This is a genomic window from Klebsiella sp. MISC125, assembly GCF_051131775.1.
GTDB lineage: Bacteria > Pseudomonadota > Gammaproteobacteria > Enterobacterales > Enterobacteriaceae > Klebsiella.
In genome coordinates this window covers 5,020,720-5,034,114 of sequence record NZ_CP180448.1, presented here as the reverse complement: position 1 = coordinate 5,034,114, position 13,395 = coordinate 5,020,720, and the positions used below count along the sequence as shown (strand labels likewise).

At 56.7% G+C, this 13,395-nt stretch carries 9 protein-coding genes; 7 read left to right on the top strand and 2 right to left on the bottom strand.

Going from position 1 to position 13,395, the window contains the following annotated elements; translation table 11 throughout:
• Positions 1 to 216: 216 nt before the first annotated feature.
• From mrcB to fhuB, 5 genes are all read left to right on the top strand, one after another.
• A complete protein-coding gene (mrcB, locus tag ACMYSL_RS23610; RefSeq protein WP_182236425.1) occupies positions 217 to 2,775 on the top strand; it encodes a bifunctional glycosyl transferase/transpeptidase in 2,559 nt (852 codons plus the stop codon).
• 430 nt (positions 2,776 to 3,205) lie between these two features.
• Entirely contained in the window at positions 3,206 to 5,416 is a 2,211-nt protein-coding gene (gene fhuA, locus ACMYSL_RS23605; protein WP_434660076.1) for a ferrichrome porin FhuA, read from the top strand.
• Positions 5,417 to 5,461: 45 nt separating this feature from the next.
• Entirely contained in the window at positions 5,462 to 6,259 is a 798-nt protein-coding gene (gene fhuC / locus ACMYSL_RS23600; protein WP_434660075.1) for a Fe3+-hydroxamate ABC transporter ATP-binding protein FhuC, read from the top strand.
• Positions 6,259 to 7,149 (top strand): Fe(3+)-hydroxamate ABC transporter substrate-binding protein FhuD, encoded by an 891-nt coding sequence (gene fhuD / locus ACMYSL_RS23595; RefSeq protein ID WP_434660074.1) that lies wholly within the window; start codon positions 6,259 to 6,261, stop codon positions 7,147 to 7,149. The genes fhuC and fhuD overlap by 1 nt, the downstream gene beginning before the upstream one ends.
• On the top strand, positions 7,146 to 9,128 hold the full coding sequence (gene fhuB, locus ACMYSL_RS23590) for a Fe(3+)-hydroxamate ABC transporter permease FhuB (protein WP_434660073.1): 1,983 nt from the start codon (positions 7,146 to 7,148) through the stop codon (positions 9,126 to 9,128). The genes fhuD and fhuB overlap by 4 nt, the downstream gene beginning before the upstream one ends.
• Before the next feature lie 42 nt (positions 9,129 to 9,170).
• Here fhuB and hemL read toward each other — a convergent pair whose 3' ends face one another.
• A complete protein-coding gene (hemL, locus tag ACMYSL_RS23585; RefSeq protein WP_304256282.1) occupies positions 9,171 to 10,451 on the bottom strand; it encodes a glutamate-1-semialdehyde 2,1-aminomutase in 1,281 nt (426 codons plus the stop codon).
• Between the two features lie 372 nt (positions 10,452 to 10,823).
• On the opposite strand from hemL, the gene clcA reads away from it, so the two are divergent.
• Positions 10,824 to 12,242 carry a H(+)/Cl(-) exchange transporter ClcA gene (clcA, locus tag ACMYSL_RS23580; RefSeq protein WP_434660072.1) on the top strand — a complete coding sequence of 473 codons (1,419 nt, stop codon included), beginning with the start codon at positions 10,824 to 10,826 and terminating at the stop codon, positions 12,240 to 12,242.
• 81 nt (positions 12,243 to 12,323) lie between these two features.
• On the top strand, positions 12,324 to 12,668 hold the full coding sequence (gene erpA / locus ACMYSL_RS23575; protein WP_110272482.1) for an iron-sulfur cluster insertion protein ErpA: 345 nt from the start codon (positions 12,324 to 12,326) through the stop codon (positions 12,666 to 12,668).
• Positions 12,669 to 12,755: 87 nt separating this feature from the next.
• On the opposite strand, the gene ACMYSL_RS23570 is transcribed toward erpA, so the two are convergent.
• Positions 12,756 to 13,379 (bottom strand): TRIC cation channel family protein, encoded by a 624-nt coding sequence (locus tag ACMYSL_RS23570; protein WP_110272481.1) that lies wholly within the window; start codon positions 13,377 to 13,379, stop codon positions 12,756 to 12,758.
• Positions 13,380 to 13,395 lie beyond the last annotated feature (16 nt).

The window sequence follows — 13,395 nt, the reverse complement described above, 5'->3', positions numbered from 1 at the left end:
AATTATTCTGCCAATGAAGCGTGTAACAATGTGATTTGTATGGTGAATTTTTAAAGTGAAAATCATGCGAGCGACATGATAAGACGTCGCGCAGTCCATAAATGGATGCCTGAAAACGAAGACATTCAGGCGTCAATTTGAGAGATTTCTTCTTCCTCCTGTCGGGGGAAACATTGAGAATCAGGCTTTTACGCCTGAAAGTTGCGGAGAAAAAGCATGGCGGGAGATGACCGCGAGCCGATCGGACGTAAGGGGAAACCCACGCGTCCGACAAAACAAAAGGTAACTCGTCGTCGGGTTCGGGAAGAGGACTACGACGACGATTACGATGATGATGACTATGAGGATGAAAAACCGATGCCGAAGAAAGGAAAAGGCAAAGGCGGTAAACCCCCTCGTCGCAAACGCACCTGGCTATGGTTGCTGATTAAGATTGGTATCGTCTTTGCGGTGATCATTGCCGCCTACGGCGTCTATCTCGATCAGAAAATCCGTAGCCGCATTGACGGTAAAGTTTGGGATCTGCCTGCCGCGGTATATGGCCGGATGGTTAACCTTGAACCGGATATGCAGATCAGCAAAAACGAAATGGTGCGGCTGCTTAACGCCACGCAGTATCGTCAGGTGAGCGCGATGACGCGCCCGGGCGAATACACCGTGCAGGCCAACAGCATTGAGATGATCCGCCGTCCGTTCGATTTCCCGGACAGTAAAGAAGGCCAGGTGCGCGCGCGTCTGAGCTTTTCCGGCGATCGTCTGGACACCATCGAGAATATGGATAACAACCGCCAGTTCGGTTTCTTCCGCCTCGATCCGCGTCTGATTACCATGCTGCAGTCGGCCAACGGCGAACAGCGCCTGTTCGTGAAGCGTAACGGCTTCCCGGATCTGCTAGTCGATACGCTGCTGGCGACCGAAGACCGCCATTTCTACGAGCACGACGGGATCAGTCTTTACTCGATTGGCCGTGCGGTGCTGGCTAACCTGACCGCTGGTCGTACGGTGCAGGGGGCGAGTACGCTGACCCAGCAGTTGGTGAAGAACCTGTTCCTCTCCAGCGAACGTTCATACTGGCGTAAAATTAACGAAGCCTATATGGCGCTGATCGTTGATGCGCGTTACAGCAAGGATCGCATCCTTGAGCTGTATATGAACGAGGTGTACCTCGGTCAGAGCGGCGATAACGAAATCCGCGGCTTCCCGCTGGCGAGCCTGTATTACTTTGGCCGCCCGGTAGAAGAGCTGAGCCTCGATCAGCAGGCGCTGCTGGTAGGAATGGTTAAAGGCGCATCGGTCTATAACCCGTGGCGTAACCCGAAGCTGGCGCTGGAGCGACGCAACCTCGTGCTGCGTCTTCTGCAACAGCAGCAGGTTATCGATCAGGAACTGTATGACATGCTGAGCGCGCGTCCACTGGGCGTGCAACCGCGCGGCGGGGTTATCTCTCCGCAGCCTGCGTTTATGCAGATGGTGCGTCAGGAGCTGCAGGCGAAGCTGGGCGATAAAGTGAAAGAGCTCTCCGGCGTGAAGATCTTTACCACTTTCGACTCAGTCGCGCAGGATGCGGCGGAAAAAGCGGCGACAGAAGGCATCCCGGCGCTGAAGAAACAGCGTAAGCTGCCGGATCTGGAAACCGCAATGGTCGTCGTCGATCGCTTCACCGGCGAGGTGCGGGCGATGGTCGGCGGGGCGGAGCCGCAGTTTGCCGGTTATAACCGTGCGATGCAGGCGCGTCGTTCGATTGGTTCTCTGGCAAAACCGGCGACCTATTTGACCGCCCTGAGCCAGCCGAATCAGTATCGACTCAACACCTGGATTGCCGATGCGCCAATCGCGATTCGTTTGTCCAACGGACAGACGTGGTCGCCGCAGAACGATGATCGTCGCTACAGCGATAGCGGTAAAGTGATGCTGGTTGACGCCCTGACCCGTTCAATGAACGTGCCGACGGTGAACCTCGGGATGGCGCTGGGCCTACCGGCGGTGGTCGATACCTGGACTAAACTGGGCGCACCGAAGAATCAGCTCAATGCAGTTCCGGCTATGCTGCTGGGGGCGCTGAACCTGACGCCGATTGAAGTGGCCCAGGCGTTCCAGACCATTGCCAGCGGTGGCAACCGCGCACCGCTCTCGGCGCTGCGTTCGGTTATTGCCGAAGATGGTACCGTGCTGTATCAGAGCTATCCGCAGGCTGAACGCGCGGTTCCGGCACAAGCGGCGTATATGACGCTCTGGACCATGCAGCAGGTTGTGCAGCGTGGTACCGGCCGCCAGCTGGGCGCGAAGTATCCGGGTCTGCATCTGGCGGGTAAAACCGGGACCACCAACAACAACGTTGATACCTGGTTTGCCGGTATTGACGGTGGTCAGGTGACGATTACCTGGGTGGGTCGCGATAATAACCAGCCGACCAAGCTGTACGGTGCCAGCGGTGCGATGTCGATTTATCAGCGTTATCTGGCTAACCAGACCCCGACGCCGCTGGTGCTAACCGCGCCGGAAGACGTGGTGGATATGGGCGTCGATGGCAGCGGTAACTTCGTCTGTGGCGGCGGAATGCGTTCGCTTCCGGTATGGACGACTTCACCGGATACGCTGTGCCGCCAGGGCGAGCAGATGCAACAGCAGCAGCTCGAACAGCAGCAGGCGAATAACCCGTTCAATCAGTCCGGGCAGCAGCCGCAACAGCAGCAAAATCAGCAGCAGCAACCGCCGAAGCAGGAGAAGAGCGATGGCGTAGCAGGCTGGATTAAGGATATGTTCGGCAGCAATTAATTATCCGCTTCATCCTTAAAGCCGCCTCTTTGTTGGCTGCGGATTACTCGGCCCGTCCCTGGGCCTCGCCCCTTACGGGGCCGCTGCAAAAAGCGTTCAAATCTGCTCCCGGCAGATTTGTCAGAAACCCCAGTCACATAGTTATCTATGTTCCTGGGGATTTCTTCTCTTGCCGCCTCGATGCGGCTTGAATGATTTTGCGGATTATAAATAAGCCCTCTAATACCTCAGTATTAGAGGGCTTATTTATATCTGTAAAAAACTTAACAGCAGTTTAACTCCACAATTACCGTCTGGTTATTAATTCAGCCTTTGACACGTAATCAGGGGCATATTTCTTGCCATATATTCTGCGTTTCGCCTATCATGGCATCCGTCATAATAATAATTCTCGTTTACGTTATCATTCACTTTTATTAGAGATATACCCATGGCGCGTCCAAAAACTGCTCAGCCAAACCACTCGCTGCGTAAAATCGCAGTCGTAGTAGCCACGGCGGTTAGCGGCATGTCTGTCTATGCACAGGCGGCAGTTGAACCGAAAGAAGAAACGATTACCGTTGTTGCGGCACCATCCAGCCAGGAAAGTGCCTGGGGACCGGCTCCGACAATCGCGGCAAAACGTTCGGCTACCGCAACAAAAACTGATACCCCGATAGAAAAAACGCCGCAGTCTATTTCCGTGGTCACCCGCCAGGAAATGGAGATGAAGCAGCCGACAACGGTCAAAGAAGCGCTGGCATATACGCCGGGCGTGTTCTCTACCCGCGGTAGCTCAACCACCTATGATGTGGTGACAATTCGTGGCTTCACCACCTCCACAACGGTGAATACCAACCAGTATCTGGATGGTATGAAGCTGCAGGGTAATAACTATTCTGAAGTATCGATGGACCCTTATTTCCTCGAACGTGTGGAAGTCATGCGCGGGCCAACCTCGGTGCTTTACGGCAACAGCAACCCTGGCGGCATCGTCAGTATGGTCAGCAAACGCCCAACCACAGAGCCGCTGAAAGAAATCCAGTTCAAAATGGGTACCGATAACCTGTGGCAGACGGGCTTTGACTTCAGCGACGCCATTGATGATGACGGCGTATGGTCATATCGTCTGACCGGGTTAGGCCGCAGCCAGGATGCCCAGCAGCAGATGGCGAAATCTACTCGCTACGCGGTAGCACCGTCCTTTAGCTGGCGTCCGGATGACAAAACCGATTTCACCTTCCTGAGTAATTTCCAGAACGATCCGTATGCCGGTTATTACGGCTGGCTGCCGCGTGAAGGGACCGTGGTGCCGTATTACGACGCCAACGGCAACGCCCATAAGCTACCGACGGATTTCAATGAAGGTGAATCGGATAATAAGATGGCGCGCCGCCAGCAGATGGTTGGCTACAGCTTCTCGCATCAGTTTGATGACACCTTCACCGTGCGTCAGAACCTGCGTTATGCCGACGTGCATACCCTGTATCGTTCGGTCTATGGCAACGGTTATGCTCCGACAGGGAAAATCAACCGTGCGTATGTGCGCTCTGATGAACATCTTAATACGTTCACCGTTGATACCCAGCTGCAGTCAGATTTTGCCACCGGCGCGGTAGGCCATACTCTGCTAACCGGCGTGGATTATTCGCGCATGCGTAATGATGTTGATGCTGATTATGGTTCAGCTTCTGCGATTGATATGCAGAATCCGCAGTATGGTAATCCAAACGTCAACGTCAATTTCCCCTATGCGGTGTTGAATCGTATGGAGCAAACCGGCCTGTATGCGCAAGATCAGATGGAGTGGGATAAGTGGGTGATGACGCTGGGCGGTCGCTATGACTATGCGATGGCTTCAACATTAGCTCGTTCGGATAACTCTTTAGCAAAAAATCACGATCAGCAGTTTACCTGGCGCGGTGGTATTAACTATCTGTTTGATAATGGTATCTCGCCATATTTTAGCTATAGCCAGTCCTTCGAACCAGTTTCCGGTTCCGGGGCTAATAAAAAGCCGTTCGATCCCTCTCGTGGCGAACAGTATGAAACGGGCGTGAAGTACGTGCCGAAAGATATGCCGATAGTGCTGACGGCGGCGGTATATCAGTTGACCAAAGACAAAAACTTGACGGCGGATCCTAATGATTCGTCCGGGCTATTTAGCGTTCAGACCGGTGAGATCCGCTCTCGCGGTATTGAGCTGGAAGCGAAAGCAGCAGTGAACGCCAATATCAACGTCACCGCGTCCTATACCTACACTGACGCTGAGTACCAGCACGACACCACATTTAACGGCAAGCGTCCGGCGGAAGTACCGCGCAATATGGCCTCGCTGTGGGCGGATTACACCTTCCACGAAACCGCGCTGAGCGGCCTGACGGTGGGTGCCGGTGCGCGTTATGTCGGTTCAACGGTGAGCTATTATAAGAATGACACATCTACGGGGAATAAAAATGATTCCTTCAATGTGGCAAGTTACGCTGTAATGGATGCCACCGTGAAATACGATTTAGCGCGCTTTGGTCTGCCAGATTCGTCGATAGGGATCAACGTCAACAACCTGTTCGATCGCGAATACGTTTCCAGCTGCTACAGCGAATACGCATGCTACTGGGGCGCAGAGCGTCAGGTCGTGGCGACCGCAACTTTCCGTTTCTAACCACTTAACGGGCGCGGTTCGCCGCGCCTCTCATCAGGTCCCGTTATGCAGGAAAACACTCCGCACTCTGATACTACGTTTTCGCTGGACCGCGTGACCTTCCGCGTGCCCGGTCGCACGCTATTGCATCCTCTCTCATTAACCTTCCCGGCGGGAAAAGTGACTGGCCTGATTGGCCATAACGGCTCCGGAAAATCGACGCTGCTAAAAATGCTGGGTCGCCATCAGCCGCCCTCGGAAGGCGATGTCCTGCTTGACGGCCAGCCGCGCGATAGCTGGAGCAGCAAAGCGTTTGCCCGCAAAGTGGCCTATCTGCCGCAGCAATTGCCGCCGGCGGAAGGCATGACGGTGCGTGAACTGGTGGCTATCGGCCGCTATCCGTGGCACGGAGCGCTGGGACGTTTTGGCGCGGCGGACCGGGAAAAAGTCGAAGAGGCGATCGCGCTGGTTGGCCTGAAACCATTAGCCCATCGGCTGGTGGATAGCCTCTCCGGCGGCGAGCGCCAGCGAGCGTGGATTGCCATGCTGGTAGCCCAGGATAGCCGCTGCCTGCTGCTCGACGAGCCGACCTCGGCGCTGGATATCGCCCACCAGGTGGATGTTCTGGCACTGATTCACCGCCTTAGCCAGCAGCGCGGACTGACGGTTATTGCCGTACTGCATGATATCAATATGGCTGCCCGTTACTGCGACTATCTGGTGGCCCTGCGCGGTGGTGAAATGATTGCTCAGGGAACGCCTGCGGAGCTGATGCGTAGTGAAACCCTGGAACAAATTTACGGTATCCCGATGGGAATTCTGCCGCATCCGGCTGGCGCAGCGCCGGTAAGTTTTGTCTATTGATGGAAAACCTGAATTTAATCACGCGGCGGCGCCTGCTGACCGCGATGGCTCTGTCGCCGCTACTGTGGCAGATGCGCGGCGCGCAGGCGGCGGAAGTTGACCCGCAGCGCATTGTCGCTCTGGAATGGCTGCCGGTCGAACTGCTGCTGGCGCTGGGCGTTATGCCCTATGGCGTCGCCGATATCCCGAACTACAGGCTGTGGGTTAACGAACCTGCGCTGCCGCCATCGGTGATTGATGTTGGACTGCGCACCGAGCCGAATCTTGAACTACTGACGCAAATGAAGCCGTCGTTTCTGGTCTGGTCGGCAGGATACGGCCCTTCGTCGGAAAAGCTGGCGCGCATTGCGCCCGGGCGAGGATTCACCTTCAGCGATGGTAAGCGTCCGCTGATGATGGCGCAACAGTCGCTCAATGAAATGGCTGAACTGATTGGCAAGCAGCAGGAGGCGAAGCGCCATCTGGCGGAGTTTGACGCGCTGATGGAGAGCCTGCGGCCTCGCTTTGCCCGGCGCGGCGATCGCCCTCTGCTGATGATTACCCTGCTTGATACCCGTCACGTGCTGGTCTTTGCGCAAAACTGTCTGTTCCAGGAAGTGCTCGATCGCTTTGATATCAAAAACGCCTGGCAGGGCGAAACCACCTTTTGGGGCAGCGTCACCGTCGGGATCGACCGGCTGGCGGCCTATAAAGATGCCGATGTCCTCTGTTTCGATCATGGTAACGAGCGGGAAATGGCGCAATTAATGGCGACGCCGCTATGGCGAGCGATGCCTTTTGTTCGCTCTGGGCGTTTTCAGCGCGTCCCGGCGGTGTGGTTCTACGGCGCGACGCTATCAGCGATGTATTTTGCTCGCGTGCTGGCCGATGCGCAGGGAGTCCCGGCATGAGACAGCGAATTTCTCCGTTGGCGGTATTGTTGCTCTCTGTTTTGCTGATCGCCGCTTTTACGCTAACGCTGTTCAACCTCAGCGTGGCGCTGCCGCGAAACGAGTGGGGGCTGGCGCTTTGGCTGCCGGATATCGATAATATTTCCCAGATGCTGTTTCACTACAGCCTGCTGCCGCGGCTGGCGATATCGCTGCTGGTCGGTGCCGGGCTGGGGCTGGTGGGCGTGCTGTTCCAGCAGGTGTTGCGTAATCCGCTGGCGGAACCGACAACGCTTGGCGTCGCGACTGGTGCGCAGTTAGGGATGACGGTTACTACGCTGTGGGCGATCCCCGGCGTGTTGGCTTCGCAGTTTGCCGCACTGGCCGGGGCATGCCTCGTCGGCGCACTGGTATTTGGCGTCTCCTGGGGTAAACGCCTCTCGCCGGTGACCTTGATTCTGGCGGGGCTGGTGGTTAGTTTGTACTGCGGTGCGCTCAACCAGCTGATGGCGATTTTCCATCACGATCAGTTGCAAAGTATGTTCCTGTGGAGCACCGGCACCCTGACGCAGACCGACTGGAGCGTGGTGCAGCGGCTGTGGCCGCAGTTGCTCGGCGGGGCGATTTTAACGCTACTGCTGCTGCGTCCGCTAACCCTTATGGGGCTGGATGACGGCGTGGCGCGTAATCTCGGACTGGCGCTCTCGCTGGCGCGGCTGGGGGCGTTGACACTGGCGATTATCATCAGCGCGCTATTGGTCAATGCGGTAGGAATTATTGGCTTTATCGGTCTGTTTGCGCCGTTGCTGGCGAAGATGCTGGGGGCTCGTCGTCTGTTATCGCGCTTGTTGCTGGCAGCGTTGATTGGCGCGCTGCTGCTGTGGATTTCCGATCAGGTTATTCTGTGGCTCACCCGGGTGTGGATGGAAATCTCTACCGGCTCGGTAACCGCGCTGATTGGCGCGCCCTTGCTGCTATGGCTGCTACCGCGCCTGCGCAGCATTAGCGCGCCGGTGATGAACGGTGGCGATAAGGTATTGGCTGAACGGCAAAATGTGCTGTGGTTTGCGTTGGGCGGCCTGGTGATTTTGCTGCTGGCAATTGTCGTGGCGCTGACCTTTGGCCGCGACGCGCAGGGCTGGCACTGGGCTAGCGGTACGTTACTGAATGAGCTGATGCCCTGGCGCTGGCCGCGTATTCTGGCGGCGTTGTTTGCCGGCATGATGCTGGCGGTGGCGGGCTGCATCATTCAACGTCTGACCGGTAATCCGATGGCCAGCCCGGAAGTGCTTGGGATCAGCTCCGGCGCGGCGTTCGGCGTGGTGGTGATGCTGTTTTTTGTGCCGGGCAATGCGTTTGGCTGGCTGTTGCCTGCCGGTAGCCTCGGGGCCGCGGCGACGCTGCTGGTTATCCTGATTGCTGCCGGACGCGGCGGGTTCTCGCCGCATCGTATGCTGTTGGCGGGGATGGCGCTGAGCACCGCGTTTACCATGCTGCTGATGATGCTCCAGGCCAGCGGTGACCCGCGAATGGCGCAGATCCTGACGTGGATCTCCGGTTCAACCTACAGCGCAACGCCGGAATTAGTAGTGCGCAGCGGCGTGGTGATGATCATCCTGCTGGCGCTGGCCCCGCTTTGTCGACGTTGGCTGACGATTCTACCGTTGGGTAGTGAGGCGGCAAGGGCCGTTGGGGTAGCGCTGACGCCGTCGCGCATCGCGTTACTGCTACTGGCGGCGTGCTTAACCGCCAGCGCAACGCTAACCATTGGCCCGCTTAGCTTCGTGGGTCTGATGGCACCGCATATCGCTCGTATGATGGGTTTCCGCCGTACGATGCCGCATATGGTGATGTCCGGGTTGATTGGCGGGGTGCTGTTGGTGTTTGCCGACTGGTGCGGGCGGATGATGATGTTCCCTTACCAGATCCCGGCGGGGCTGCTGTCGACCTTTATCGGCGCACCGTACTTTATCTATCTGTTAAGAAAGCAGAGCCGATAGTGCCTTGGCATCGCCGGGGCAGCGTTGCCCCGGCGTTTAGGGTTACAGCTTCGCGAAGGCGTTACGCGCTGCGGCGATGGTGTTATCGATATCTTCTTCACTGTGGGCGATAGACATAAAGCCCGCTTCAAACGCTGACGGCGCCAGGTAGATGCCTTCCTCCAGCATCAGGTGGAAGAAGCGCTTAAAGCGCTCCACGTCGCACTTCACCACGTCCTGATAGCAGGTCACGGTTGGCGCATCGGTAAAGAAAATGCCGAACATGCCGCCGACGTTATTCACGACCAGTGGAATACCGGTATCACGGGCGGCGTCCAGCAGACCCTGAGCCAGCTGATTGGTCAGATCGGTCAGGGTTTCATGCACGCCAGGCTGCGCCACTTCGGTTAAGCAGGCGAAGCCCGCCGCCATGGCGATCGGATTACCGGACAGCGTTCCCGCCTGGTAAACCGGGCCGGTCGGGGCGAGCGCATCCATCACTTCGCGACGGCCGCCGAATGCGCCAACCGGCATGCCGCCGCCGATGATTTTGCCCAGGCAGGTCAGATCCGGTACCACATCGTAGTAATCCTGCGCACCGGCCAGCGCCACGCGGAAGCCGGTCATCACTTCATCGATAATCAGCAGCGCGCCGAATTCATCGCACAGCGCGCGCAGGCCCGGCAGGAATTCAGGCTGTGGCGGGATGCAGTTCATGTTACCGGCGACCGGCTCAACGATGATGCAGGCGATATCCTGCGGATACTGTTCGAACGCGGCGCGAACCGAATTGAGATCGTTATAGGTGCAGGTCAGGGTGTGTTTGGCGAAATCTGCCGGAACGCCCGGAGAGTTCGGTTGGCCCAGAGTCAGCGCGCCGGAACCGGCTTTCACCAGCAGGCAGTCGGCGTGGCCGTGGTAGCAGCCTTCAAATTTGATGATTTTGTCGCGGCCGGTAAAACCGCGCGCCAGACGAATGGCGCTCATCGTCGCTTCGGTACCGGAGTTCACCATGCGGACCATATCCATGGTCGGCACCAGTTCAGTGACCAGCGCCGCCATTTTGACTTCCATCTCCGTTGGTGCGCCGAAGCTTAAACCGCGTCCTGCCGCTTCGATCACGGCGTTGCGAATTGCCGGATGGTTGTGACCGAGTACCATTGGGCCCCAGGAACCAACATAATCGATATACGCTTTGCCATCGACGTCGTAGAGATATGCGCCGTCAGCGCGCTCGATAAACAGCGGCGTACCGCCGACGCCGGTGAAGGCGCGTACCGGAGAGTTCACGCCGCCGGGGATAAGTTCACGCGCAGCGTTATACAGATTTTCAGATTTGCTCATAGCCAGGGTCCTGGTTCGTGAAAAATGTTTTGTCGGCTATTCTAGGTTATTCCAGGAAGGTTATATACCCGTCATACTTCAAGTTGCAGGTGTGTTGGCTGCGCTCGTTCACCCGAATCACTTACCAGAGTAAGCTCATCGGGATTCACTCCTTTGCCGCGTGATTCGGCCTACGGCCTCACCCCTTCGGGGCCAGCACAAGTGCTGTTCAAAACGGTTAACCGTTTTGTCCTGCAACTCGAATTATTTAGGGTATGAAAGTTTTGCCCAATTGAAACAATGTGGTCGCGGCGCATTTTTTTGACGACGGGGCCTGTTCGGTTGGCTAGAATGCCCTTCTTTCCATTTGTATTACTAATCATTGATAATGGCATGAAAGCAGAAAATCCCTCTTCTTCAACACATCAGTTTGTGCGGATTCGCCGTGGTGATGCCGTGCGCCGGTTGATACAGCGAGATAAAACGCCGCTGGCGGTCTTATTGATGGCGGCCGTTGTAGGGACGCTGGCAGGGCTGGTAGGCGTCGCGTTTGAGAAAAGTGTCAATTGGGTGCAAAACCTGCGTATTGGCGCGCTGGTTGCGGTAGCAGACCATTGGTTTCTGGTCTGGCCGCTGGCTTTTATTTTCTCTGCGCTATTGGCGATGGTGGGGTATTTCCTCGTACGTCGTTTTGCCCCGGAAGCGGGCGGATCGGGGATCCCGGAAATAGAGGGAGCGCTGGAAGAGCTGCGTCCCGTTCGCTGGTGGCGCGTGCTGCCGGTGAAGTTTATCGGCGGGATGGGGACGCTGGGCGCAGGAATGGTGCTGGGTCGTGAAGGGCCGATGGTGCAACTGGGCGGCAATCTTGGCCGCATGGTGGTGGATGTGTTCCGCATGCGCAGCCCGGAGGCGCGCCATACGCTATTGGCGACCGGTGCAGCAGCGGGTCTCTCCGCCGCGTTTAATGCGCCGCTGGCCGGTATTCTGTTTATTATTGAAGAGATGCGTCCGCAGTTTCGCTACAACCTGATCTCCATTAAAGCCGTGTTTACCGGCGTGATTATGTCGACGATTGTCTTTCGTATTTTTAATGGCGATCACGCGGTTATCGAGGTTGGCAAGCTGAGCAACGCGCCGGTTAACACGCTGTGGTTATATTTGGTGCTGGGGATGATTTTCGGTTGTATCGGCCCGCTATTTAACACTCTGGTGTTGCGTATCCAGGATATGTTCCAGCGTATTCATGGTGGAAATATCAAAAAGTGGGTGTTGATTGGCGGATTAATCGGCGGCAGCTGCGGCGTGCTTGGGCTAATTCAGCCAACGGCGGCAGGCGGCGGATTTAACCTGATTCCCATCGCTGCTGCGGGCAACTTTTCCGTTGGCCTGCTACTGTTTATTTTTATCGCAAGGGTGATTACCACGCTGCTTTGCTTCTCTTCCGGCGCGCCCGGCGGTATCTTCGCACCGATGCTGGCGCTGGGAACATTGCTGGGAACGGCCTTCGGCATGGCGGCAACGCCGCTGTTTCCGGCGTATCATCTGGATGCGGGGACGTTTGCCATTGCTGGTATGGGCGCACTCCTCGCCGCCTCGGTTCGTGCGCCGTTGACCGGCATCGTGCTGGTGCTGGAGATGACCGATAACTATCAGCTCATTTTGCCAATGATTATTACCTGCCTGGGCGCAACACTATTGGCACAATTCCTTGGCGGCAAGCCTTTATACTCGACAATCCTGCAGCGCACCCTGGCGAAACAGGAAGCCGAGCGGGCGGCAAAGGCACAGCCGGTTGGCGGGGAGAATACTTGAACGATTTACTCGGGTATTGGATAATGGCTCAAAAGGTCGGGTTATTCTTTAACCGGTCAGAAGTAGCAATGGGAGCATAAAATGAGTGATGACGTAGCGTTGCCGCTGGAGTTTACCGAAGCCGCAGCGATTAAAGTAAAAGACCTGATCGCGGATGAAGATAATCCGAACCTGAAACTGCGCGTGTATATCACCGGCGGTGGCTGCAGCGGTTTCCAGTACGGCTTTACCTTTGACGATCAGGTAAACGATGGGGATATGACTATCGAGAAGCAGGGCGTAGGCCTGGTGGTTGACCCAATGAGCCTGCAGTATCTGGTCGGCGGGGCTGTCGATTATACTGAAGGTCTGGAAGGTTCACGCTTTATCGTGACCAACCCGAATGCGAAAAGCACCTGCGGTTGCGGCTCTTCATTCAGCGTCTAAAGTGAGTGCGGCACCTCAGCCCTTTCCCGCAGGGAGAGGGAGCAAACAACTAAAAACGGTAACCTTAAAGTTACCGTTTTGCTTTTATTAACGCCCATTCTCATCTAGCGCAAACGTCGGTAGCTTCAGGTGCCAGCGGATTGCCGCCAGGCGAATTACCAGCGTGACCACCATTCCTAGCATTGCCGCGTTTTCTAACGGAACGTGGAAAGTGTAGTACGCCGTTGCGTGAACGATACCGCCTGCGATACAGGCTGTGGCGTAGATTTCCGTGCGCAGGATCATCGGGATTTCGCGCGCCAGCACATCGCGGATAATCCCCCCGCCAACGCCGGTGACAACGCCCATACAGACGGCGACCAGCGGCCCGCTATGGGCAAGAAACGCTTTATTGACGCCGATACCGACAAATACCGCCAGCCCAACGGCATCCAGTACCGGCAGCACCCATTTAGGCAATCGGCGCGGCTGACGTACCAGCAGAATGGTGAGCATACTGGTGACCATTGCCACCACCAGATCGGTCGGGTCTTTCACCCAAAATACCGGGCCGTTGGCGAGAGCCATATCGCGAATGGTTCCGCCGCCTACCGCGGTCACCACGCCTAATACCAGTACGCCAAAAGGGTCCATGCGCAGCTTTCCTGCCAGCAAGACGCCGGAGATGGCAAACACCGCGGTGCCAATAATATCCAGCCAATAGACAAGCATCGTGAGTTCCCTGGGT